Origin of the sequence: Streptomyces sp. NPDC087859 (genome assembly GCF_044742595.1) — a bacterium.
Taxonomy (GTDB): domain Bacteria; phylum Actinomycetota; class Actinomycetes; order Streptomycetales; family Streptomycetaceae; genus Streptomyces; species Streptomyces canus_F.
On sequence record NZ_JBIUUU010000002.1, the window covers coordinates 336745 to 361368 of the forward strand.

The 24624-nt window shown below is 70.6% G+C and carries 19 protein-coding genes; 10 read left to right on the forward strand and 9 right to left on the reverse strand.

The window, feature by feature from the left end:
• Positions 1-5: 5 nt before the first annotated feature.
• Positions 6-2138, reverse strand: coding sequence for a SpoIIE family protein phosphatase (locus ACIOHP_RS05460; protein ID WP_401883611.1), 2133 nt, complete (start codon positions 2136-2138; stop codon positions 6-8).
• 183 nt (positions 2139-2321) lie between these two features.
• Here ACIOHP_RS05460 and aspS point away from each other — a divergent pair, with 183 nt between their 5' ends.
• From aspS to ACIOHP_RS05495, 7 genes are all read left to right on the forward strand, one after another.
• Positions 2322-4085, forward strand: coding sequence for an aspartate--tRNA ligase (gene aspS / locus ACIOHP_RS05465; RefSeq protein ID WP_401883613.1), 1764 nt, complete (start codon positions 2322-2324; stop codon positions 4083-4085).
• Between the two features lie 134 nt (positions 4086-4219).
• Positions 4220-5167: an intradiol ring-cleavage dioxygenase gene (locus ACIOHP_RS05470; RefSeq protein WP_401883615.1), complete on the forward strand. Its 948-nt coding sequence runs from the start codon at positions 4220-4222 to the stop codon at positions 5165-5167.
• 309 nt (positions 5168-5476) lie between these two features.
• Positions 5477-6394 carry an intradiol ring-cleavage dioxygenase gene (locus ACIOHP_RS05475; RefSeq protein WP_401883617.1) on the forward strand — a complete coding sequence of 306 codons (918 nt, stop codon included), beginning with the start codon at positions 5477-5479 and terminating at the stop codon, positions 6392-6394.
• Positions 6395-6563: 169 nt separating this feature from the next.
• Positions 6564-7151 carry a hypothetical protein gene (locus ACIOHP_RS05480; RefSeq protein WP_401883619.1) on the forward strand — a complete coding sequence of 196 codons (588 nt, stop codon included), beginning with the start codon at positions 6564-6566 and terminating at the stop codon, positions 7149-7151.
• 156 nt (positions 7152-7307) lie between these two features.
• Positions 7308-7919, forward strand: a complete 612-nt coding sequence (locus tag ACIOHP_RS05485; protein ID WP_401883621.1) for a DUF4956 domain-containing protein — start codon at positions 7308-7310, stop codon at positions 7917-7919.
• Positions 7916-8704 (forward strand): polyphosphate polymerase domain-containing protein, encoded by a 789-nt coding sequence (locus ACIOHP_RS05490; protein WP_401883623.1) that lies wholly within the window; start codon positions 7916-7918, stop codon positions 8702-8704. Before ACIOHP_RS05485 ends, ACIOHP_RS05490 begins: the two co-directional genes overlap by 4 nt.
• Positions 8705-8811: 107 nt before the next feature.
• Positions 8812-10596 carry a carbohydrate-binding domain-containing protein gene (locus ACIOHP_RS05495; RefSeq protein ID WP_401883625.1) on the forward strand — a complete coding sequence of 595 codons (1785 nt, stop codon included), beginning with the start codon at positions 8812-8814 and terminating at the stop codon, positions 10594-10596.
• A 2-nt stretch (positions 10597-10598) separates the two neighbouring features.
• On the opposite strand, the gene ACIOHP_RS05500 is transcribed toward ACIOHP_RS05495, so the two are convergent.
• Positions 10599-10964, reverse strand: coding sequence for a PH domain-containing protein (locus ACIOHP_RS05500; protein ID WP_266889888.1), 366 nt, complete (start codon positions 10962-10964; stop codon positions 10599-10601).
• Positions 10965-11027: 63 nt separating this feature from the next.
• Positions 11028-11492: a hypothetical protein gene (locus tag ACIOHP_RS05505; protein WP_401883628.1), complete on the reverse strand. Its 465-nt coding sequence runs from the start codon at positions 11490-11492 to the stop codon at positions 11028-11030.
• A 148-nt stretch (positions 11493-11640) separates the two neighbouring features.
• On the opposite strand from ACIOHP_RS05505, the gene ACIOHP_RS05510 reads away from it, so the two are divergent.
• Positions 11641-12984, forward strand: coding sequence for a polysaccharide lyase family 1 protein (locus ACIOHP_RS05510; RefSeq protein WP_401883630.1), 1344 nt, complete (start codon positions 11641-11643; stop codon positions 12982-12984).
• 69 nt (positions 12985-13053) lie between these two features.
• On the opposite strand, the gene metG is transcribed toward ACIOHP_RS05510, so the two are convergent.
• Together metG and ACIOHP_RS05520 are read right to left on the reverse strand one after the other, a co-directional pair.
• A complete protein-coding gene (metG, locus tag ACIOHP_RS05515; protein WP_361552419.1) occupies positions 13054-14781 on the reverse strand; it encodes a methionine--tRNA ligase in 1728 nt (575 codons plus the stop codon).
• A gap of 132 nt (positions 14782-14913) precedes the next feature.
• Entirely contained in the window at positions 14914-16656 is a 1743-nt protein-coding gene (locus tag ACIOHP_RS05520; RefSeq protein WP_401883632.1) for a VWA domain-containing protein, read from the reverse strand.
• Between the two features lie 294 nt (positions 16657-16950).
• Here ACIOHP_RS05520 and ACIOHP_RS05525 point away from each other — a divergent pair, with 294 nt between their 5' ends.
• Positions 16951-19023: a PhoX family protein gene (locus tag ACIOHP_RS05525; protein ID WP_401883634.1), complete on the forward strand. Its 2073-nt coding sequence runs from the start codon at positions 16951-16953 to the stop codon at positions 19021-19023.
• Between the two features lie 14 nt (positions 19024-19037).
• Here ACIOHP_RS05525 and ACIOHP_RS05530 read toward each other — a convergent pair whose 3' ends face one another.
• Entirely contained in the window at positions 19038-19964 is a 927-nt protein-coding gene (locus ACIOHP_RS05530; RefSeq protein WP_401883636.1) for a LysR family transcriptional regulator, read from the reverse strand.
• A gap of 172 nt (positions 19965-20136) precedes the next feature.
• Between ACIOHP_RS05530 and snpA the strand changes: the two genes are divergently transcribed.
• Positions 20137-20775 (forward strand): snapalysin, encoded by a 639-nt coding sequence (snpA, locus tag ACIOHP_RS05535; protein ID WP_361552407.1) that lies wholly within the window; start codon positions 20137-20139, stop codon positions 20773-20775.
• A gap of 72 nt (positions 20776-20847) precedes the next feature.
• Here the strand turns inward: snpA and ACIOHP_RS05540 are convergent, their stop codons facing one another.
• The 3 genes from ACIOHP_RS05540 to ACIOHP_RS05550 are packed head-to-tail and all read right to left on the reverse strand — an operon-like array spanning position 20848 to position 24573.
• Positions 20848-22776 carry an FUSC family protein gene (locus tag ACIOHP_RS05540; protein WP_401883638.1) on the reverse strand — a complete coding sequence of 643 codons (1929 nt, stop codon included), beginning with the start codon at positions 22774-22776 and terminating at the stop codon, positions 20848-20850.
• Between the two features lie 53 nt (positions 22777-22829).
• Positions 22830-23816, reverse strand: a complete 987-nt coding sequence (locus tag ACIOHP_RS05545) for an endonuclease/exonuclease/phosphatase family protein (protein ID WP_401883640.1) — start codon at positions 23814-23816, stop codon at positions 22830-22832.
• Between the two features lie 10 nt (positions 23817-23826).
• Positions 23827-24573 (reverse strand): alpha/beta fold hydrolase, encoded by a 747-nt coding sequence (locus tag ACIOHP_RS05550; RefSeq protein WP_401883642.1) that lies wholly within the window; start codon positions 24571-24573, stop codon positions 23827-23829.
• Positions 24574-24624 lie beyond the last annotated feature (51 nt).

Genomic DNA, 24624 nt, shown 5'->3' on the forward strand with positions numbered 1-24624 from the left:
GAGCGTTATTCCGATGACTCCGCGGCCGTGGACTCGTAGAGCTCGAACCAGATGCTCTTGCCCTCGCCCTGTGGGTCAACGCCCCAGGTGTCGGCCAGCAGTTCGATGAGGACCAGGCCGCGGCCGGACGAGGCCAGTTCGCCGGGGCGGCGGACGTGGGGGAGGTCGTCGCTGGTGTCCGTCACCTTCACGTGCATACGGCGGGTGCCCTGTTCGCCGCGTACCTCCGCCAGGAGCAGCGCGTCCGCGTCGGTGTGGACGAGGACGTTCGTCAGCATCTCGGACAGCAGCAGTACCGCCGAGTCCACCTGGTCCTCCGACGGCCAGTCGTGGAGGAGTTCCCTCAGCTGCTGGCGGGCCACCGCCACGCGTTCCGGTTCCGCCTGGGCGACCGACAGCATCGTGCGGCGGATCTGCGGTGTCGTCACGACGGTGTCGCCGCAGCCGCAGCCCTCTCCCGCGCGGCACAGCAGCAGGACCGCTATGTCGTCCTCGCGGCGGTCCGCCAGGGGGCCCGTCGTGTGGTGGGAGGAGGGGCCGTGGACGGCCTGGACCAGGGCGTCCGCCAGTTCCTCCAGGTCACCCTTGTGTTCCTCCAGGATCCTGCGGACCCGCTGCCAGCCGGTCTCCAGGTCGTGGCCGCCCGTCTCGATCAGGCCGTCGGTGCAGACCATCATCGTCTCGCCGGGCTCGAGGGTGAGGCGGGTGGTGGGGTAGTCGGCGTCGGGGTCGATGCCGAGGGGGAGGCCGCCGTCCGTGCGGCGGACCAGGACCGTGCCGTCCGCCATGCGGATCGCGGGGTCGGGGTGGCCGGCGCGGGCGATGTCGAGGCGGCCGCTGGCGGGGTCGACCTCGACGTAGAGGCAGGTCGCGAAGCGCTGGTCGGCGGGGTCGTGGGAGTCGTACGTCATGCCGTGCAGGAAGCGGGAGGCGCGGGACAGGACCGCGTCGGGGCGGTGGCCCTCCGAGGCGTAGGCCCGCAGGGCTATGCGCAGCTGGCCCATCAGGCCCGCGGCGTGGACGTCGTGGCCCTGTACGTCGCCTATGACGAGGGCGAAGCGTCCTTCCCCGGGGAGCGGGATCATGTCGTACCAGTCGCCGCCCACCTGGAGGCCGCCGCCGGTGGGGACGTAGCGGGCCGCCACGCTCATGCCCGGTATCTCGGGGCCCAGCTTGGGGAGCATGGAGCGCTGGAGGCCGTCGGTGAGCTCTCTGGCCGACTCGGCCGCTTCCGCGCGGGACAGTGCCTGGGCGAGCATCCGGGCGACCGTCGTGAGGACGGATCTCTCGTCCGGGGTGAAGGCGACCGGGTAGGCGAAGGCCGCCATCCACGCGCCCATCGTGCGGCCCGCGACCGTGAGGGGGAGAAAGGCCCAGGACTGGCGGCCGAAGTTGGCCGCGAGGGGCCAGGTGACCGGGTAGCGGTTCCGGTACTGCTCGGGGGTGGAGAGGTAGACCGCGCGGCCGGTGCGGACCACCTCGGCGGCGGGGTAGTCCGTCTCCAGGGCCATGTGGGAGAAGGGGCCCTCGTCGCCGGGCTGCTGGCCGTGGTGGCCGATGATCTTCAGGCGGTCGCCCTCGACGCCGAAGACCGCGAGGCCGTCCGGGGAGAAGCCCGGCATCGACAGGCCCGCGGCGACCCGGAGGACCTCCTCGGTGGAGCGGGCCTCGGCCAGGGCGCGGCCCGCGTCCAGCAGGAACGCCTCCCTGGAGCGCCGCCAGTCGCCGGTGATCGCGCTGCGGCCGGCCGGGGTGCCGGGCGAGGGCTCGGTGACCTCTTGCAGGGTGCCGATCAGGACGAAGGCGCGGCGCTCGGCGTCGTAGGACGGATTCGAGCGGCTGCGGACGACCCGCACCACCCGGTTCTGCTCGTCCATGATCCGGATGCGGACCTCGGCGAGGGTGCCCTCGGCGACGGCGAGCTGGATGACGCCGGTGATCTCGTTCCAGTCGACGGCGTGCATGCGCGCGCGTGCCTGGACCTCCGTGAGGGTGGTCGGCTCGGCGGGCAGCCCGAGCAGTCGTGCGGCCTCGGCGTCCACGGTGACCTGGCCCGTTGCGGTGTCCCAGTGCCACAGGCCGGTCGCGAGGGCGGCGAGGACGTCCCCCACGGCGGGCAGGGGCTCACCAGTGCGCATTGCCCCACTGTAGGGAGAGGTGATCGGGGGCTGCCACCGATGGCCGGGCCCGGGTCCCGTGATTAATGGTGGGGAGCCGATCTTGGGGCGGCCGGTACCCTTGGGAGGTCCGGGCACCATGGCCCGTTCCTTGTCGGGGAGTGACCCTCGGCACAGCCCAAGATGTAAGGACGATGAACGACGATGCATCGGTACAGGTCCCACACCTGCGGCGAGCTCCGCGCCTCTGACGTCGGTACCGACGTCCGGCTGAGCGGCTGGCTGCACAATCGGCGCGACCTGGGCGGCATCCTCTTCATCGATCTGCGCGACCACTACGGCATCACGCAGCTCGTCGCCCGGCCCGGCACGCCCGCTTACGAGGCCCTGGACAAGGTTTCCAAGGAGTCCACGGTCCGGGTGGACGGCAAGGTTGTTTCACGTGGAACCGACAACGTGAACCCCGACCTGCCCACCGGCGAGATCGAGGTCGAGGTCGGCGAGGTCGAGCTGCTCGGCGCGGCCGCCCCGCTGCCCTTCACGATCAACACCGAGGACGGGGTCAACGAGGAGCGGCGCCTGGAGTACCGCTTCCTGGACCTGCGCCGCGAGCGGATGCACAAGAACATCCTGCTGCGTACGTCGGTGATCAGCGCTATTCGTCACAAGATGACGGCTCTCGGGTTCAACGAGATGGCCACGCCGATCCTGTCCGCCACCTCTCCCGAGGGCGCGCGTGACTTCGTCGTTCCGTCGCGTCTGAACCCGGGCAAGTTCTACGCCCTCCCCCAGGCGCCGCAGCAGTTCAAGCAGCTGCTGATGATCTCGGGCTTCGACCGGTACTTCCAGATCGCGCCCTGTTTCCGCGACGAGGACGCCCGTGCGGACCGTTCGCCGGGCGAGTTCTACCAGCTCGACGTCGAGATGAGCTTCGTCGAGCAGGAGGATGTCTTCCAGCCGATCGAGAAGCTCATGACGGAGCTGTTCGAGGAGTTCGGCAACGGGCGTCATGTGACGTCCCCCTTCCCGCGGATCCCGTTCCGTGAGGCGATGCTGAAGTACGGCTCCGACAAGCCGGACCTGCGGGCCCAGCTGGAGCTCGTCGACATCACCGATGTCTTCGACGGCTCGGAGTTCAAGGCGTTCGCCGGCAAGCACGTGCGGGCGCTGGCGGTGCCGGACGTCTCCGCGCAGCCGCGGAAGTTCTTCGACCAGCTCGGCGACTACGCCGTCTCGCAGGGCGCCAAGGGTCTGGCCTGGGTGCGCGTGGCCGAGGACGGTTCGCTGTCCGGGCCGATCGCGAAGTTCCTCACCGAGGAGAACGTCGCCGAGCTGACCAAGCGGCTGTCGCTGGCCGCCGGGCACGCGGTGTTCTTCGGCGCGGGCGAGTTCGACGAGGTCTCGAAGATCATGGGCGCGGTGCGGGTCGAGGCCGCCAAGCGTGCCGGGCACTTCGAGGAGAACGTCTTCCGGTTCTGCTGGATCGTCGACTTCCCGATGTACGAGAAGGACGAGGAGACCGGCGCGATCGACTTCTCGCACAACCCGTTCTCCATGCCGCAGGGCGGTCTCGAGGCCCTGGAGACCCAGGACCCGCTGGACATCCTCGGCTGGCAGTACGACATCGTCTGCAACGGTGTCGAGCTGTCCTCCGGCGCGATCCGGAACCACGAGCCCGAGATCATGCTGAAGGCCTTCGAGATCGCGGGCTACGACCGCGAGACGGTGGAGGAGAAGTTCGCCGGCATGCTGCGCGCGTTCCGCTTCGGCGCCCCGCCGCACGGCGGGATCGCGCCCGGCGTCGACCGCATCGTGATGCTGCTGGCCGACGAGCCGAACATCCGCGAGACCATCGCCTTCCCGCTCAACGGCAACGCCCAGGACCTGATGATGGGCGCGCCGACGGAGCTGGAGGAGGCGCGGCTGAAGGAGCTGCACCTGTCGGTGCGCAAGCCGCAGCCGAAGTAAGGCAAGCCTTGTAACTCGGTTGATCGCAAAGGGACTTGAAATCGACGGACGATTTCAGGTCCCTTTTGCGTGCGCGCCGGAAAGGGGCTGTTTTCTCAGCTCGTTGACAGCTTTCTTACCTAGCTTCCAGCCGCATGACAGCGAATCACCAGCCTCAAGAAGCAGCGGAAGTACGGGATGTGACGCGCCGTGAGGTCGTCGCGGTGGGCGCCGGAGCGATCGCGGTGGCGGGCCTGGGCGGCAGCGCGTACGCGGCGAACGACGGCGCGGGGGAGAGGAGACGGCCTGCGGCGCGGGCGGCCGAGGAGTGCTATGTGCTGACCTCGGAGACCATCGAGGGGCCGTACTACATCGACGCGGACAAGATCCGCCGGGACGTCACCGAGGACCGGCCGGGTATCCCGTTCGTCCTCAGGATCAAGGTGATCGACAACGAGACCTGCCGGCCGGTCCGGAACGCGGCCGTGGACATCTGGCACTGCGACGCGGTGGGCGTCTACTCGGGGTACGAGGACATGGGCAACGGGGGCGGCGGTGGACCCGCACCCACGGGTGCGCCCACGGGCACCCCGACCGGCGCCCCGACCGGCCCTCCCCCGGGCGGTGGCGGTGGGCACCAGGAGCCCACCGACGACACCCGCTATCTGCGCGGCACCTGGCGGACGGACCGGCAGGGGTTCGTCACGTTCAAGACGGTCTTCCCGGGTTGGTACCGGGGCCGCACGGTGCACATCCACGTCAAAGTGCACGTCAACGGTGAGTGGACGGACGCCGGTTACGAGGGCGGCACCACCTGCCACACGGGCCAGTTCTTCTTCGACGAGGAGTCGGTCCTGGCCTCGGCGGTCGTGGAGCCGTACGCCTCCAACACGGCGGAGCGGACCACGCTCGACGAGGACTCCATCTACGACGGCGGCGGCACGGCGGGCGGTCTGCTGAAGCTGCGTTACCGCAAGGACGACATCGCCAAGGGCGTGCGCGGGTCGATCACGGTCGGCGTGGACCCGGAGGCGACCAACGACGGGCAGGACAGCGGCCCGGCGCCGAGCGAGTCGGCCTCGCCGTCCGCGTCCGTGAGCTGATCCGTCCGGCATTTCTGCGAATCCGCTTTCCCCGACGCGCCTTCGGGGAGAGCGGAGGGTCGTTGAAGAAGTCGCGCAAGAGCAAAGCCGACTTCGGCTGCGTATCCTGCGGCTTTACCTGCAACGCGGATGAAAACGCAGGATGTCACAACGTGACGATGTTCTACGCCCTGCGGTGGCCCTGCTGTTGACGGCGGGCAAGTAGCGGGCGAGCTGAAATTAAGGCAAGGCTCAGCTATCTCTATTCTATGAAAAGATCACAGCCTATTCCCGTGGCTCTCCCAGTCTTCTTACCTAAGTTCGGTGCTCATGACGGGAAACCAGCAGCACAACGAGCCGAAGCACAAGCGGGACCTGACGCGTCGCAAGGTCGTCGTGGCGGGCGCCGGTGCCGCCGTGGCCGTGGGCGCCGGCGCCGCGCTCGCCTCGGGTGCCTTCGCCGACGAGACGACGAGCACCGCTTCCACGAGCGGCACCTCCTCCGCCGAGGTCTGCTACAAGCTCACCTCGGAGACCACCGAGGGTCCGTACTACATCGACGCCGACAAGCTCCGCCGTGACATCACCGAGGACAAGGAGGGCATCCCGCTCGTCCTCGACCTCAAGGTGATCGACTCGGAGACCTGCAAGCCGATCCGCAACGCCGCCGTGGACATCTGGCACTGCGACGCCCTGGGCATCTACTCGGGCTACGAGAGCCTGTCGACCGGCGGTGGCGGCACCGCCCCCACGGACGCCCCCTCCGGCACCCCGACCGGTGAGCCGCCGTCGGGCGCGCCGTCCGGTGGCACCGGGGGCGGGGTCCACGAGGAGCCGACCGACGACGAGCGCTATCTGCGCGGCACGTGGAAGACGGACAAGCACGGCAAGGTCACCTTCAAGACGGTCTTCCCGGGCTGGTACCGGGGCCGCACCGTCCACATCCACGCGAAGGTGCACGTGGGCGGCGAGTGGACCGACGCCGGCTACGAGGGCGGGAACACCTGCCACACCGGCCAGTTCTTCTTCGACGAGACGTCCGTGCTCGCCTCCGCCGAGGTCGAGCCGTACTCGACCTCGACGACCGAGCGCACCACGCTCGACGAGGACACCATCTACGACCAGAGCGGCACCGCGGGCGGCCTGCTCAAGCTGAAGTACGACAAGAAGAACATCGCCAAGGGCGTCGTCGGCTCCCTCACGATGGGCGTCGACCCCGACGCGACGAACGAGGGCACCTCGCTGTAGCACTCCGCTGTCACCACGGACACGCACAAGGGCGCCCGGGACGGTCATGTCCCGGGCGCCCTTCGCCGTGAACCGCCATGGCGTGCTCACAGGAGCCGTACAGACGGCTCGGCGTCCGCGCACAGCGGTCCGGGGTCTCATGGGGAGACCGCAAGCGCTGGAGGAAGCGATGGGATACGTCGTACTCGCACTGTTGCTGATCGTCGGAGCGGCCGCCGCGGTCGTCGCACAGCGGAGGCGGGGCGGTCGGGCGGAACCCGCCGTGCCGGTGGCCGCGCCGCCCGCTGTCCCCGAACCCGAACCCGAACCCGATCCCGGGACCGGTGCCCGTGTCGAGGCCGCGCGGTGGGTCGAGCGGCTCGGGGCCGGTCCGGCGGGGATCGACGCGGCGGGTGACAAGGCGGCCGTGCAGGCCCTCGCCGACGCGACCGAGCGGTACCGCGCCGCGAAGGGGGAGCTCGCCGCCGGGCGGTACGACTCGGCCGCGGCGGCCGCCGTCGAGGGCCTCCACTACGTCCGCGCCGCCCGCACCGCGCTCCGCCTGGACCCCGGGCCCGTCCTGCCCGGCCTGGGCACGGGCGCGGTGACCGCCCGCGACGGCCGCGTCATCGTGGCGGACCGCACGTACACCGTCTCCAACCGCTGGCGGGACGGGGTGACGCCGTACTACTACGCGGGCGGGGTCGTCGCCGGACGCCGGGTCCCCGGGGGCTGGTACAGCGCGCCCTGGTGGAACCCGGCGCTGGCGGTGGCCTGAGCGGTCAGATCTCCCAGACCGGAAAGAAGCGAACTCCTCGTGCAGCAGGGGAACTTGTGGCATCGGACCCCGACGGTCCGGACAGTGCCAAGACTTCTTAAAGTCGCTTAAGCCTTCTCAAAGCGGACTCACAGGCTGTTCCCCGAATGTTTGGCCATGACGTCAACAGCCGTTCACCAGCTGGTTCTTGTCGCCTCCGACCTCGCCGCAGTCTCGGTGCTCGTCTTCGGCGTCTACTTCCCGCGCCATCACCGCCGCGACCTCGTCGCCTCCTTCCTCGGCGTCAATGTCGGGGTGCTCGCCGTGGCGATGACCCTGAGCTCGGCGTCCGTGGGCATCGGGCTCGGGATGGGCCTGTTCGGTGTGCTGTCGATCATCCGGCTGCGGTCGTACGAGATCGCCCAGCACGAGATCGCGTACTACTTCTCCGCCCTGGCCATCGGCCTGCTCGGGGGCCTGCCCGCCGAGGCCAACCCGCTGACCGCCGCGATGACGGGCCTGATCGTCGCCGTGATGTACGTCGCCGACCACCCCCGCCTCTTCCCCCGCCACCGTCAGCGCAGCCTGCGCCTGGACTCCGCCTACACGGACGACGACGCCCTGCGCGCCCACCTCGAGGTCCTGCTCGGCGGCCGGGTGGTCAATCTGACGGTGCGCAGCGTCGACCTCGTCAACGACACCACCCAGGTCGAGGTCCGCTACATCGTCTCCGGCACCCCGGTCCCGCAGGAGGCCGGTACGCCCGCCGCACAGGACGTACCGGCGTGACCGCGCTCGACCCCGTCCACACGGCCGTACGGCTCCTGCGCCCCGTCGGTCTCGACGAACTCCCGCCGCTGCTGACCCGCCTCGACCGCAAGTACGTCCTGCCGCCGGCCGACCTGCCGATCCTGCTCGGCGCTCTGGGCGAGGACGTACGGGTCCTGGAGATCGACGGCGAGCGGCGGTTCGGCTACCGGTCCCTGTACTTCGACACCCCGGGCCTGGACGGCTACCTCGGCGCCGCTTGGCAGCGCAGACGCCGCTTCAAGCTGCGCATCCGCACCTACCTGGACTCCGGGGAGCGCTTCGTCGAGGTCAAGACGCGCGGCCCGCGCGGCATCACGGTCAAGGACCGCATGCCGTACGACGGTGATCCGCACCGGCTGTCCCCCGGGGCCCGCGCCTACGCCGACGACGTGCTCGCCGGGGCCGGCATCGACATCCGGCACCTCCGGCTCGAACCCACCCTGACCACGGCGTACCGCCGCACCACGCTCCACCTCCCCGCCACCGACAGCCGCCTCACCGTGGACACCGGTCTGACCTGGTCCCTCCCGGACGGCATGGCCGAACTGCGCACCCCCGACCGGGCGATCGTCGAGACCAAGTCCGGCCGGGCCGGCTCCGGCGCCGACCGTCTGCTGTGGTCCCTGCGCCACCGTCCCCTCCCGGTGTCGAAGTACGGCACGGGCCTCGCCGCCCTCCGCCCCGAACTGCCCGCCCACCGGTGGCTGCCCGTGCTGCGCCGCCACTTTCCGACCGTGCGGAGCGCGCCGCCGGGACAGCGGTGAGAGCGCCGCGGGCCGGTGGGGGGCCGGTCGCTCCCGCACCGCGGAGCCGCACATCGGGCGCGGTGCCGCGCCGTACCTCGCCCGGATCGCCCAGACAGGAGTTCCTCATGAGAATCCGTACGACGTCCGTCCGTACGAAGGCCATGGGTGCCGTGGTGTCCGCCGTGCTCGGCGCCGCCGCGCTGGCCGGGTGCTCGTCGTCCTCGGCATCGGAGGAGGAGGCCGGTGGGAGCTCGTCCTCGGCCGCTGCCTCCGTCGACGGCGCTCAGCAGGCCGCCGCCGTTCTCGCCGCCGACAAGGAGGCCCACGACGGGGATTTCACCACCTCGGGTGCCGAGGACGTCGCCCTCGACGGGAAGAGCGTCACGCTCACCGAGGGCGGGACGTACCGGCTCAGCGGCAAGCTCTCCGACGGGCAGGTGCTCGTCAACGCCCCCGGCCAGAAGGTGACGTTGATCCTCGACGGGGTCGACATCTCCAGCTCCTCCGGTGCGGCGATCGCGGCGACGGAGGCCGAGGAACTGGTGGTCGTCCTGGCCGACGGGAGTGCGAACACCCTCTCCGACGCCGACTCCTACGAGGAGGACGCGGAGGCGAACGCCGCTCTCTTCAGTGCCGGGGACCTCACCGTCGGCGGCGAGGGGGCGCTCACCGTGCACGGGAACGGCAACGACGGGATCGTGAGCAAGGACGGCCTGGTCATCGCGTCCGGCACGGTCACGGTCGAGGCCGCCGACGACGGCGTACGCGGCAAGGACTACCTCGTCGTGCAGGGCGGCTCGGTGAAGGTGAGCGCCCGGGGCGACGGGCTGAAGTCCGACAACACCGAGGACACCAAGGCGGGTTACATCGCCCTGTCGGCAGGGACGGTCCGGGTGAGCGCCGCCGGAGACGGCGTCGACGCGGCCACCGACCTGGTCGTCACCGGCGGCACGCTCGACGTCACCGCGAAGGCGACCGACGACTCCTCCGCGCACGGCCTGAAGTCCGGCGTGATCACGGTCCTGGAGAAGGGCACCGTCGAGGTCGACGCCTCCGCCGACGGGCTGCACAGCGACGCGGCCGTGCACCTGGGCGGGGCGAAGGTGACCGTCGCGGCCGGGGACGACGGGGTGCACGCCGAGGGCGATCTGGTCATCAGTGAGGGCGCGGTCGAGATCACGCGGTCGAACGAGGGACTTGAGGGCAAGGACATCACCGTCGCGGGCGGCTCGACGAAGGTCACCTCGGGTGATGACGGGGTCAACGCGTCGGGGAGTACGACGAGTTCCGAGGGTCAGGAAGACGACCAAGGCGGCGGTCAGGGCGGCGGTCCGGGTGGCGGTGGCCCCGGCGGCGGGGGCGGCGGGGAGTCCGTGGGTGACTTCCGTCTGAAGGTCACCGGCGGCACCCTCGTCATCGACGCGGACGGCGACGGCTTCGACTCCAACGGCACCGCCGAGATCACCGGCGGCACGCTCGTGGTCAACGGCCCCGAGACGGGCGGCAACGGGGCGCTCGACGTCAACGGCGGCTTCACCGTCAGCGGTGGGGTGCTGCTCGCCGCGGGCAGCGCGGGGATGGCCGTGGCGCCGGACGAGGAGTCCGGGCAGGGGTGGCTGTCGGCGACGCTCGACTCGGCGGTGGCGGCGGGGACGACCCTGCACGTCGTCGACTCCGACGGCGAGGTGGTCGCCTCGTACGTCACCTCGAAGGCGATCCAGAACATCGTCTACTCGTCGGCGGCCCTCAAGAGCGGCTCGGAGTACCGGATCTGGTCGGGCGGCAGGGCCTCGGGCGAGGAGACCGGCGGGATGTACACGGCGGGCGACCTCGACGGGGCCGACGAGATCGCCACGGTGACGGCGGGCGACGCCCCCGAAGGAGGCTTCGGGGGCGGCCCGCGCAGGTAGGGCTAGCGCGCGACGTACTGGGTGAGGATCGCCTGCACCTCGTAGATGTCCACGCCCTTGGTGAAGGTCTTCTGGATCGGCACGGAGTTGCCGGAGACCCAGATCTTCAGCTCGGCGTCGAGGTCGAAGGTGCCGGCCGTCTCCACCGCGAAGTGCGTGATGCTGCGGTACGGGATCGAGTGGTACTCGACCTTCTTGCCGGTGATGCCCTGCTTGTCGACCAGGATCAGCCGACGGTCGGTGAACATGATGACGTCGCGCACCAGCTGGTACGCCGCCTGCACGCCCTCACCGGCGCCCAGCAGCTTGCCGAAGTCCGATGCCGCCTGGCCCGGATCGATGGTGTGCGCGTTGCCGAAAAGTGCCATGGATGAAACCCCCCACTAGTGATCTTCGGCATGTATAGCGCCTTGTGGGGGCGTCTGCCTAGATCAGGTGTCGTAACTGCCGTCCCAGGGCGGCCCGAAGCCCAGATTGTCCGGGTACAGCTCGGCCCAGAGCTCGTCCTCGTCCTCCCCGGTGACCAGACCGAACAGGACATCGTCGACGACGAGCTGGAAGGGCCGTACGGCGATGTCGGTGTACGTGCGCCGGGGCAGACTGCGCAACAGCGTGGCGAGGTGGGCCCGCGCCCGGGCGAGTACCGAACCGTCGCGCTGCTGCTCCGCCCAGGTGCCGGCACACCAGATCCGCGAGTCGCGGTAGTTGCCCTCCGCGTCGAAGGTGTGCAGCACGGCGTAGAGGCGCTTGTGCTGCTCCCAGCCGCTGTCGAGCCGGAACCCCTTGGGGAACGCGTACGAGACCGACCCGAGGAACTGCCCGTCCGCGTATAGCCCGATGGCCTCGGTACGGCCGTGCGGCTCGTAGGCGATCGGGATGAGCCCAGGTACTGCCATGGCGCAAACCATACGTAGCTTCTCTGGCAAGTTCCGCCCCCCATCCATCAGTTGATCACCGATGAGACGAAACTTTTACGGCAACCTTTTGGATCTCCACGACCACAGAAGAGTCGGAACTACCTCCCAAGTACGTAAGGACTCATCCGTGGCTGCTCCCGCACACCGCCGGTCTCTCCGCAAGCGCCGCACCCTCGTCGTCTCCGCCGCCGTGGTGGCGGCCGGTGTCGGTGCGGCCGCGCTCGTGCTGAACGCGAACGCCGGGACCGTCGACCTGTACCACGAGACCCTCGCAGCCAAGGACGGCTGGGCCTCCTCGGGGACGGGCACGACCGGCGGCACGAAGGCCGACGCCGCGCACACCTTCACGGTCTCCACCCGTGCCCAGCTGGTCAAGGCGCTGGGCTCGGCCTCCGACACCACGCCCCGGATCATCAAGATCAAGGGCACGATCGACGCCAACACCGACGACGCGGGCAAGAAGCTGACCTGCGCGGACTACGCCTCGGGCACCGGCTACTCGCTCTCCGCCTACCTGAAGGCGTACGACCCGTCGACGTACGGCCGCTCCAAGCTGCCCTCCGGCACCCAGGAGAAGGCGCGCGCCGCCGCCCAGACCAAGCAGGCGAAGAACATCGTCTTCAAGGTCCCGGCGAACACCTCGGTCGTCGGCGTCCCCGGCACCAACGCCGGGATCACCGGCGGCATGCTCCAGATCCAGAACGTGGACAACGTCATCGTCCGCAACCTCGCCTTCGCCGCCACCGAGGACTGCTTCCCGCAGTGGGACCCGACCGACGGTGACGACGGCAACTGGAACTCCAACTACGACTCGGTGACCCTGCGCGGCGCGACCCACGTCTGGGCGGACCACAACACGTTCACCGACGCGCCGCACCTGGACTCGGCGAACCCGAAGTACTACGGCCGCGAATACCAGATCCACGACGGCGCGCTGGACATCACCAAGAGCTCCGACCTCGTGACGGTTTCCCGCAACCAGTTCACCAACCACGACAAGACGACGCTGATCGGCAGCAGCGACAGCGAGCCCGCGGGCAAGCTGCGTGTCTCGATCCACCACAACGTCTACAAGGGCATCACCCAGCGCGCCCCGCTGTCGCGCGTGGGCCAGGTCCACATCTACAACAACTACTACGACGTGACCCCCCTGAACGGCTACGCGGTGCAGTACAGCATCAACTCCCGCGCCAAGGCCCAGGTCGTCGCCGAGAACAACTACTGGAAGGTCCCGTCGTCGGTGAAGGTCGCCAAGCTCCTCAGCGGCGACGGCACCGGCTCCGTCAAGGGCTCGGGCAACCTGGTCAACGGCACGGTGACGGACCTGGTGGCGGCGTACAACGCGGCGTCGTCGAAGGACCTGAAGACGACGGTGAACTGGACGCCGACGCTGACGGCGGGCCTGGAGTCCTCGGCGAAGAACCTGCCGACGACGCTGGGTACGACGGCGGGCGCGGGCGTCCTGAAGTAGGGCCGATCACGCAAGGAAGGGCCCGGGACGTGCTGTCCCGGGCCCTTTTCTCGGTTCGTATGTGACTGCTTACGCGGCCGGCTCGCCGCCGAAGCGCTCCTTGTACGTCTCCAGGTCCTCGTCCGTGAGCTTGGCGAAGAGGACCGGCGGGACGGTGAAGGGGGTGCCGACCGGGACGGCGGTGAGGGCGCGGGCGGCTTCCGGGCTGATCCAGGTGGCCGTGTCGTTCTCGAGGGCGAAGGCCTGGCGCATGGCCGCCGAGGTGGCCGGGATGAAGGGCTCCGAGACCACCGCGTAGAGGTGGATCAGGTTCATCGCCGTGCGCAGGGTGAGGGCGGCGGCCTCCGGGTCGGTCTTGATCTCCAGCCAGGGGGCCTTCTCCTCCAGGTAGGAGTTGCCGGCCGACCACAGGGCGCGCAGGGCGGCCGCGGCCTTGCGGAACTGGAGGGCTTCCATCTGCTCCTCGTACTCGGAGAGGAGGCGGGCGATCTCCTCGCCCAGCTTCGTCTCCGCGGCGCCCGGCTCGCCGCCCGCGGGGACCTCCTCGCCGAAGCGCTTCTTGGAGAAGGACAGGACGCGGTTGACGAAGTTGCCGAGGGTGTCGGCGAGGTCCTTGTTGACCGTGGCGGTGAAGTGCTCCCAGGTGAAGGACGAGTCGTCGGACTCGGGAGCGTTGGCGATCAGGAAGTAGCGCCAGTAGTCGGCCGGGAGGATGTCCAGGGCCTGGTCGGTGAAGACGCCCCGCCGCTGGCTCGTGGAGAACTTTCCGCCGTAGTACGTCAGCCAGTTGAAGGCCTTGACGTAGTCGACCTTCTTCCACGGCTCCCGCACGCCGAGCTCCGTCGCCGGGAACATCACCGTGTGGAAGGGGACGTTGTCCTTCGCCATGAACTCGGTGTAGCGGACGGGGTTCTCACCGGAGTCGGCCTCGTACCACCAGGACTTCCAGTCCCGGTTCTCCGGGTCCAGGTCCGACCACTCCTTCGTCGCGCCGATGTACTCGATCGGGGCGTCGAACCAGACGTAGAAGACCTTGCCCTCGGCCGCCAGCTCCGGCCACGTGTCCGCCGGGACCGGGACGCCCCAGTCCAGGTCACGGGTGATCGCACGGTCGTGCAGGCCCTCGGTCAGCCACTTGCGGGCGATGGAGGAGGCCAGCTGGGGCCACTCGGCCTCGTGGCGGGAGACCCACTCCTCGACCTCGTGCTGGAGCTTCGACTGGAGGAGGAAGAGGTGCTTGGTCTCACGGACCTCCAGGTCCGTGGAGCCGGAGATCGCCGAGCGCGGGTCGATCAGGTCGGTGGGGTCCAGGACGCGGGTGCAGTTCTCGCACTGGTCGCCGCGGGCCTTGTCGTAGCCGCAGTGGGGGCAGGTGCCCTCGACGTAGCGGTCCGGCAGGAAGCGGCCGTCGGTGGGGGAGTACACCTGGCGGATCGCCCGCTCCTCGATGAAGCCGTTCTCGTTGAGGCGGCGGGCGAAGTGCTGGGTGATCTCGACGTTCTGCTCGCTGGAGCTGCGGCCGAAGTAGTCGAAGGCCAGCGCGAAGCCGTCGTAGACCGCCTTCTGGGCGTCGTGCGCCTGGGCGCAGAACTCGGCGACGCTGAGCCCCGCCTCCTTCGCGGCGAGCTCGGCGGGGGTGCCGTGCTCGTCGGTGGCGCAGATGTAGAGAACGTCGTGGCCGCGCTGGCGGAGGTACCGGGAGTACACGTCCGCCGGGAGCATGGACCCCACCATGTTGCCCAGGTGCTTGATCCCGTTGATGTACGGAAGGGCGCTGGTGATGAGGTGTCGAGCCATCGGGGGCTGCTCCCAGGTCGGAATTCTCGGTGCTTTGCGAACCAAGAAATCGTATCCGACATGGGTGGGCCGCCCGCTTTCCGTCCTGAGGGGTGGAAAGGGGCGGCCCGGGGGTGGTGGGGACGGTGAGGGCTACGGGCGCCAGTCGATCAGTACGCCGTCGTAGAGCTCCGCGTCCGTGAGCTCCTTGGGGGTCGGGCCCGCGTGGAAGAAGGCCGTGTTGTCGGTCTTCAGTTTGCGGAGGTAGTCGAACGCCTTGTTCTCGTGCTCGCCGAACGCGACGAAGGAGAAGAACACCGAGGGGTGGCTCTTCGCGGCGTCGGTCAGGGCCTGGGTGGCGGGGGTCTTCGCGTCGGGGGCGCCGTCGGTCTGGAAGACGACCAGGGCGGGGGTCTTCGCGTCGGGGGTGGTCTTGTCGTAGTGGGCGAGTACGGCTTCCACGGCGGCGTGGTAGCTGGTGCGGCCCATGCGGCCGAGACCGGCGTGCGCCTCGTCGATCGCGTCCTTCGGGGAGGCGGGGGTGAGGTCGGTGGTGCCGTCGACCTCGGTGGAGAAGAAGACGACGTGGACGGAGGGGGTGTCCGCCTCGGCGTCCGGGGTGAGCTGGGTCGCGAGCGCGAGCGTCTGGTCCGCGAGGGCCTGTGCGGAGCCGTCCTTGTAGTACGGGCGCATGCTCGCGGAGCGGTCCAGGACGAGGTAGGTCCTGGCGCGGGCGGTGGTGAGGCCGGCCTTGGCGAGAGCGAGGGCGGCGGCGTCGTGGGCGACCGCGGGCGTTCCCTGCGGGGCGGACTCGCCTTCGGCGGCCGCGGCGATCGGTTCGGGGGCGACGGGTTCCTCGACGACCGGCTCGGGCTCGGTTTCGGCGACCGGCTCGGGCTCGGTTTCGGCGACCGGCTCGGGCTCGGTGGTGGGCTCTACGACCGGCTCCGGCTCCGTCTCCGCGGCCGGTTCCGGGGTGGGCTCCTCCGTGACCGGTGCCTCGGCGGGGGCTTCGGCAGAGACCGCCTCCGGCGAGGTTTCCTCGGCGACCGTCTCGGGCTCGGTCACCGCCACGGGCTCCTCGGCAGTCGCCGGCTCCTCCGCGACGGCCTCTGCGGCCGCCTCCGGCGCGGACTCCTCGACCGCAGGCTCAGGCTCGGGGGCGGCTTCCGCGACCGGCTCGGTCTCGGTCGCCGGCGCCTCTTCCGCGACGGCTTCGGCAGCCGTCTCGTCCACGGCGGCCTCCTCGACCACCGGCGCGGACTCCTCGACCGGCTCCACCGGGGCCGGCGTCGGCTCTTCGGTCTTGGCTTCGTCCGTGACCGGTTCCGCTACGGCGGTCTCCGTCACGGTTTCCTCGGCGGGCGCCGGCGTCGGTTCCGCCGCAGGCTCCTCGGCGACCGGCGTCGGCTCTTCGGCCTTGGCTTCGTCCGCGACCGGTTCCGCTACGGCGGTCTCTGTCACGGCTTCCTCGGCGGGCGCCGGCGTCGCTTCCGCCGCAGGCTCCTCGGCGACCGGCGTCGGCTTCTCGGCCTTGGCTTCCTCCGCGACCGGTTCCGCCACAGCCTCCTCGGCGGCCACCGGTGCCGTCTCCGTCGAGCCCGCCGCAGGCTCGCGTTCCTCCACCGGGCCCCCCGGCTTCGGTACCGCCACGTTGTCGAACGCCGCCGACACGAGGTCGTGCTCGTCCTTCGTCGACAGGGACGCCGACGTCGACGGACGCTGCTCCGGGACCTGGGCCCCGGCCGAGGTCGAGGTCGTGGTCGAGGTCGGGGTCGAGGGCTCGGGTGACGGGGAGGGCACCGTCGGCTTCGTCCCTTCCGCACCCTCTGCCTCGGCGCTGCGCCCCTTGCGTGACCGGCCGAACGCGTTCCGCAGGAGAGTGAGAATGCCCATGTGCGCAACCCTTCGCGTGAGTTGATGCCCGTAAATCCCTGGCCAGGACGGACACGTAAGGTTAGCGGCCTCGGATGGTGATCTTGGGCAGGGGCTGCCACAGGACCCTGCCTCCGTCAAGACCGCCAACCGGCCACCGGCCGGTCCCCATCCTCCCCCGGGCCGCCAACTCTTCTACCGCTACCTCGGATTCACCGGCAGTTCACCGAGAGTCCCCGCTGCCGCACAAACGGGCTCCTAGCGTCCGTGACGCGGATTCAAGGGGATTCCATGGGGAAGCAAGGGGAACACAAAATGCGCAAACTGCTGCCGTTGATCAGAACGTCGTCGTCCGACGCCCACCCGGGCGGCCGCTCCGCCCTGACCTGCCTGTACCGGTGCGGCAACGCCTGCTTCCACGAGGCGCCCAACACCAGCGCCAACGAGTACGTCGGCGATGTCATCGCCGGTGCCGTCAGCCGGCGGTCGATCATGCAGGCCGCCGCCGTCGTCACGGTCGCCGCGGCCGCCGGCTCCGCCACCGTCGCGGCCGCACCGCGGGCCCACGCCGCCACCGACGCGACCGCCGCCTCGTACAAGCCCGGCACCGGCAAGGCCGCCCGCGGGCTCCGTTTCACCCCGGTCGCGCCCAACACCGCCGACCAGGTCACCGTCCCGGACGGCTACGCCCAGAACGTCGTCGTCCGCTGGGGCGAGCCCATCCTGCGCGGTGCGCCCGCCTTCGACCCGGAGAACCAGAGCGCCGCCGCCCAGGCCGGACAGTTCGGGTACAACAACGACTACCTGACCCTGCTCCCGCTGGGCCACGGCAAGCAGCTCCTCGTCGCCAACCACGAGTACACCGACGAGGTCCTGATGTTCCGCGGCTACGACGCCGCCAACCCCACCCGCGAGCAGGTCGAGATCGCCTGGGCGGCGCACGGGCTGTCCGCGGTCGTCGTCGAGGAGAGCCGCAAGACCGGCAAGCTGACCGTCGTACCCCGCCATCCCCTCAACCGCCGGGTCACGGCCACCACCGAGTTCCGGCTCACCGGCCCGGCCGCCGGCTCCGACCTCCTCAAGACGTCCGCCGACCCGACGGGGACGAAGGTCCTCGGGACGCTCAACAACTGCTCGGGCGGTACGACCCCCTGGGGCACGAGCCTGCACGGCGAGGAGAACTTCAACCAGTACTTCGCCAACAGCGGCCGGGCCACCGACAAGCGGTACGGCATCGGGACGGGCGCGACCGAGCGCAAGTGGGAACGCTTCGACAAGCGGTTCGACGTCGCCCAGGAGCCCAACGAGGTCCACCGGTTCGGATACGTCGTCGAGTTCGACCCGTACGACCCGACCTCCACGCCCCGCAAGCACACCGCCGTAGGCCGCTTCAAGCACGAAGGCGCCACCATCCGGCTCACCGACGACGGGCGCCCCGTCGTCTACTCCGGTGACGACGAGCGCTTCGACTACTTCTACAAGTTCGTCAGCAGCAAGCGGATGAAGAGGGGGACGGGCCGCGCCGTCCGCGAGCACAATCTCTCGCTGCTCGACGAGGGCACGCTCTACGTCGCCAAGCTCACCGGCGACTCCCCCGCCATCGAGATCGACGGCACCGGCAAGCTGCCCTCCGACGGCGAGTTCGACGGCAGCGGCGAGTGGATACCGCTGGCCACCGCGACCGCCAAGGGCGCCGTCTCGCACGTCGACGGCATGAGCGCCGACGAGGTCTTCGTCTTCACCCGCCTCGCCGGTGACAAGGTCGGCGCGACCAAGATGGACCGGCCCGAGGACATCGAGCCGAACCCGCACACCGGCAAGGTGTACGTCGCCCTCACCAACAACACCAACCGCGGTGTCGGCAGCAACGCCCCGGCGGACGAGGCCAACCCGCGCAACGCCAACAAGCACGGGCAGATCCTGGAGCTGACCGAGCGCTGGAACCGGCCGGAGAGCACGAAGTTCGCCTGGCTGCTGTTCCTCGTCGCCGGTGACCCGAACGATCCGGCGACCTACTTCGCCGGTTTCCCCAAGGACCGCGTCAGCCCCATCTCCTGCCCGGACAACGTCGCCTTCGACCCGCACGGCAACCTGTGGATCTCCACCGACGGCGCCCAGCTCGGCTACCACGACGGTCTCTTCGGCGTCGCGACGAAGGGCGACCGGCGCGGTGAGCTCAAGCAGTTCCTGACCATGCCGATCGGTGCCGAGACCTGCGGCCCGATCGTCCAGGACCGCCGTGTCCTGGTCGCCGTCCAGCACCCGGGCGAGATCAGCGGGGCGACGGTGGAGAACCCGGCGAGCGTCTGGCCCGACGGGCCGGGCCGGATCGTCCGCCCGGCGGTCGTGGCGGTGTGGCGCAAGGACGGCGACGACATCGGCGTCTGAGGTCCGGGTGCGGGCTACCGGGCGGCCGGGACGGCGCGTTCCAGCCACTCCCGGTACGCCGGCGCCTGCCTGGCCGCCTCCCAGTAGGCCTCCTCCAGCGCGGGGCGCACCCCGTCCAGGTCCGTCTCCGTGCGGGCCGCGAGCAGCAGCCGGACGCCGAGCGGGTCGCCCCGCAGCCGGCGTACGGCCATCTCGGGGCGGGGCAGACAGGACGGCTGGCAGATGGTGACGACCTCGCCGGTGGCGACCAGGGCGGCGGCCGTGTGGTAATCGCCGTGCAGGACACGGGGGTTGAGCCCGGCGGCACGGAACACCCGGTGCACGGCGTCCCATTCGCCGTCGACGGTGGGGTCGATCATCCACCGGTCCTGGGCCAGGTCGGCGAGGTCGACGACGGGCTTGGCGGTGGCGGGGTGATCGGCGGGCAGGGACACGAACTGCGGTTCCCGCTCGACGATCACGCGCAGCCGCAGGCCCTCCGGTATCCGCAGGGGAGACCCCTCCACCTCGTGCACGAAGGCGACGTCGAGCTGTCCGTCGGCGACCATGCGCAGCAGGGCGTTGGGCGAGACGTCCATGTGGAGGGTGGGCTCCTGGCCGTGCGCCCTGAGCCTTCGCAGCCACCCCGACAGAGCTCTGCTCGCGGTGGACCCGACGCGCAATTGCGGTCCACCCACGGCGGCGGCCCGTGCCTCGGTGACCAGGGATCGCATCTCGGCCACCAGCGGCCGGGCACGGCTGAGCACCAGCCGCCCGAGCGGGGTGGGTCGGCACCCGGTCCGTTCCCGTCTGAACAGCGCCCCGCCCAGCTCCTGTTCGATGCGTCTGAGCTGTGTGCTCAACGAGGGCTGCGCGACACCCAGTTGACGGGCGGCGCGGTGCAGACTGCCGGTGTCGGCTATGGCGCACAGCGCGCGAAGGTGCCTCACCTCGAGCTCCATGCCCTGGAAGACTAAAGCGGGCGCACAGGTTCCACCAGACGCACAAACCGCCGCCGACGCACGCGAATCGGGGCCCTGATAGCCCCGCCCTATCCCCGATTGCCATCATCACAGCGGGCGCACGGCATCCGAGACTCACATCGACGACTCACCCCCCACCAAGGAGTCATCGATGCGCAAGCCCATCATGGCCGCGGCACTGGGCCTCACTCTCGCAACGCTCGGTCTGGCACCGGCGGTTCCCGCGTCCGCGTCGACCGTCGGCTACACCGCGACCGCGACAACGACCACGGACGCCGACGAGGCCTTCTTCCAGGCGGTGCTGGACTCCGTCGCCGAGAAGCGCGCCGCGAACCCGGACAGCACGGCGGCCGTCACGGTTGTCTACGACGCGTCCCGCGCACCCACGTTCAGCGCGCAGATAGCCTCCAGTACCCAGATATGGAACAGCGCGGTCTCGAACGTGAAGCTCCAGTCCGGCTCGGCCGCCTCCGCCGACTTCTCCTACCGCGAGGGCAACGACTCCAGAGGTTCCTACGCCTCCACGGACGGTCATGGCAGCGGCTACATCTTCCTCGACTACCGGCAGAACCAGCAGTACAACTCCACCCGCGTGACGGCTCACGAGACCGGCCACGTCCTCGGCCTCCCCGACCACTACTCGGGCCCCTGCAGCGAGCTGATGTCCGGCGGCGGCCCGGGCACGTCCTGCACCAACGCCCAGCCGAACGCGACCGAGCGCTCCCGGGTGAACCAGCTCTGGGCGAACGGCCTCGCCGCGGCCATGGACAAGGCACTCCAGAAGAACTGACCCCACCCCCCACCCGGTGCGGCCGCCCTCCTGCACAGGGCGGCCGCACCCTTTTGTCGACGCGGCGAGGCGTCAGTGCGGCGACGCGATCGCCCGGGCCGCCGCCACCTCCTGACGCAACGGCTCCAGGACGCTCCCCGACGGCCCGGTCAGGTCGGTGCGGACGGTGTAGAGCGTCTCGGCCTCCCGTACGCCCTGCGCCAGTTCCCGCAGTTGCAGGACCACTTGGGCGACCTCGGCGTCCGAGGGCAGGGGTGCTCCGTGCTTGGTGCGCACCCTCGCGGCCGTCGTCGCGTCGACGATCCGTTCCACGGCGACGACCAGCGGCCACCACGCGGCGGCCCGGCGCCCCGTCGGCGGGGGTTCGGTCAGGGCGCGCTGGAACTCCGTACGGATGGCCGACAGGTCGCGGTACAGGCGGCGGCGCATACGGGCGCGGGCCGGCGGGTCCACGGCCTGCTCGCCGAAGGCGCCCTCCACATAGCGTGCGGTGTCCGCCACCGCGTCCGCCAGCCGGTCGCCGACCCTGGTGTGCCAGCTCTCCGGCCAGAGCAGGTAGCCCGCGACCAGGGCGATTCCGCAGCCCATCAGCGAGTCCACCAGGCGGGGCAGGAGCAGACCGGTGCCCTGGTGGTTCAGCACGTCCGAGAGCAGCAGGATCACGGGGGTGATCGCCGCCGTCTGGTAGCCGTACCCGCGGGGTGTCAGCGCCGGGATCAGCGGGGCCAGGGCCAGCATGACCGGTACGTCCCACCAGCCGCGCGGCACCTGCGACAGGACCGCGGCGGCGATCACCAGGCCCGCCACCGTGCCCATCGCCCGCAGCAGCGCCCGCGAGAAGACCGAGCCGAAGTCCGGCTTCATGACGAAGGTGATGGTCAGCGCCACCCAGTACGAGCGGGGCACCGGGATGATCGAGACCAGCACCTGGGCCACGCCGATGCAGAGCGCCAGGCGCAGGCCGTAGCGCCAGGAGGCCGCCGAGAGGGCCACGTCGCGGGCGGCCCGCGCGGCGCGGGTGCGCAACGCGGCCGGGCGCCCGAGGCGGTCGGCGATGGCGCGGGGGTCCACGTCGGGGGCCGCGACGACCTCGGCCGCGTGGCGCAGGGCGTGGCCGACGGCGCGGGTCGTCTCGGTCACGGCCACCGGCAGCCGGAGCCCTATGGGGCCCGTGTAGCCCGTCTCCACCGCCTGGGCGAGGTGACGTACCGCTTCCGGGACCTCCGGCGGGAGCGGCTTTCCCGTCAGATGGGCCGCGGGGGCCGCCTCCACCACCGGGGTGATCGCGTTCAACTGGGCGAGGAGGCGGGTGAGTTCGGGGCTGCGGCCGTGGTGGCGGGCGCGGCGGGCGAGGATGAGGTCGTACGACTGGTTCAGGGACTGCGTGACGGCCTGGCGGGCCTCGGCGTAGTCCGGGGTGCCGCACGCCGTCAGCAGAGCGGCGACCGTCCGGTACGCCCCGGCCACCGCCGCCCGCTCCGGCACTCCCGACCTCAGCGGCCAGGCCAGCAGGGCGAGGACGAGGACGAGCAGGCCACCGCCCGTCATCAGCACCGGCGCCAGCCACCACGGGCCCGGCATCGGCAGACCCGCTCCCACCACGGAGTTCAGCAACAGCAGCAGCCCCGAGACCGAGGCGACCGCGCCGATCGTCGAGATCATTCCGGACACGAGGGCCACGCCCGTGACCACCGCCACCGCCAGCCATCCATGGCCGTACACCAGCGAACCCAGGGTCACCCCCACCGCGCCGAAGAGCTGCGGGATCGCGATGTTGAGGATCCGCATCCGGTAGGCGTCGGCGGTGTCGCCGATGACGCCGGAGAGGGCGCCCATGGAGGCGAGGGCGCCGTACGCCGGCTCGCCCGCCGCCAGTCCGACGGCCAGCGGCAGGGTCATCGCGATGGCCGCGCGGGCCACGGCCGCCCGGTTGACGGGTGCCGGCTGGGTCTGGAGGTTCCGGACCAGCCAGTCGGGCGGTGTGAGGCCGATGCGGGACATGCGCCTATTACACGTCATCCCCGCACGTCACTCCCGCGCGTCATGGGCGTAGGTCAGGGGCGTACGTGCAGCGTGATCTCCACCAGCAGGGCCCGGTGGTCGGTGTCGGCCAGATCCAGGAAGCGGGCCGTCTCCGCGGAGAAGTCCGAGGACAGCAGGACGTGGTCGATCTGCGCCCCGAGCGTCGGCGCGGTCCGGGCCGGCCAGCTCGGTGCGCGGTCGTCGCCGGCGAGCCGGGCGGCGTCGCGCAGCCCGGTGTCGAGGATGCGGCGGAAGGCGGCGTGGTCCTGGGAGGCGTTGAAGTCGCCCGCCAGCAGGGTCGTCCCGCCCGCCTGCTCCGCGGCGAAGTCCCGCAGTGCGCCGAGCTCACGCCGCCACACGTCCACCTGCCCCGGCAGTGGCGGCATCGGGTGCGCGAGCTGGAGCCGTACGGCTTGCCCGCGGACGTCGGCGACGGCTCCGGGCATCCCCATCGTGCCGGGGACCGGATCGGTCGCCCTGAGGGGGAACCTGCTCAGGATCACCGACCCCGCGGAGCCGCCGCCCTCGACGGCCTGCCGGTGCGGATAGGTGCCGCCCAGGGTTCGCTTCAGCTCGGCGTCGCAGGTGTACTCGCACTCCTGCACGAACACCAGGTCCGGCTTCTCCCGCCGTACGGCGTCGGTGAGCGCCCCGGTGGCCTGCCCGAACTCCACGTTCGAGGTCAGCACCCGGAAGGAGGCGACCGCCGGCCCGCCCGGGTCGGTGGTCTTGCCGTACGGCTCGATGAACCAGGCCAGCAGCCCCAGCAGGACGACACTCCAGACCACGCCGGGCCACCAGCGGGCGAGCAGGACGAGGGCCAGGCCGGCCGCGGTGGGCGCGACCAGCCAGGGCAGGAAGGCGAGGAACTGGGGGACGGGCGTGATCCCGTCGACGTCGGCGAGCCGGCACCCCATGACGACACTGACGACGACGAACAGCACGGCGGCGATCCGGATGCCGAGTCTCCGCCGTGCTCGCCGTTCTCGTCGCACGGGCTGTTCCTCGGGGCTGCTCACCGCTCCGAGACTAGGACGACGCGTCCACCTTTGTCAGAAACTCCCCGAGCGCCTCGTTGAACTCCGCAGGCCGCTCCAGGTTCGGCATATGGGCGGCGCCCTCGATCACCCGCAGTTGCGAGGAGGGCAGGGCCGCGTGCATCGCCTCGGCGTCGGCGACGGGGGTGTAGGCGTCGTCCGTGCCCACGACGACCAGGGCGGGGACCGTGACGTGGGTGAGCAGGTCGCGGTAGTCGGGACGGGCGGCGCGGGCGCGCAGGGCCGCCGCGGCGCCCTGCGGGGAGGTGGCCGTCATCATGCGGTGGACGTGGGCCTTCACCTCGGCGTCCGCGTACGGGGCGACCATCTTCTCCAGCACCTCGTCGGCGTAGCCCCGCATGCCCTCCCGCAGCAGGCGGTCCGCCATGGCGTGCCGGACCCCGACGCCCTCGGGTGTCTCCGGCGCCGGGAACGTGTCGGCGAGCACCAGCCCCCGGACGCGTTGGGGGAACTGGCGGTAGCAGTCCATGACGATCTGGCCGCCCATGGAGAGGCCGGCCAGCACGCACGCCTGCACCTCCAGCTCGTCCAGCAGCTCCCGGATGTCCTGGGCGAACTGTTCGAAGCGCGTGACCTCGGGGACTCGCGGTGAGGGGCCGTAGCCCCGCAGGTCGGGGGTGATCACCTGACGGTCCGCGGAGAAGGCCGCGCGCTGCGGGTTCCACATCGTGTGGTCGAAGGGGTGGCCGTGGACCAGGACCAGAGGGACTGTCGCCATGACGTCGACCCTAGGCCGCCCCAACTCCTCGGTGCAATAGGATCTTTGCCC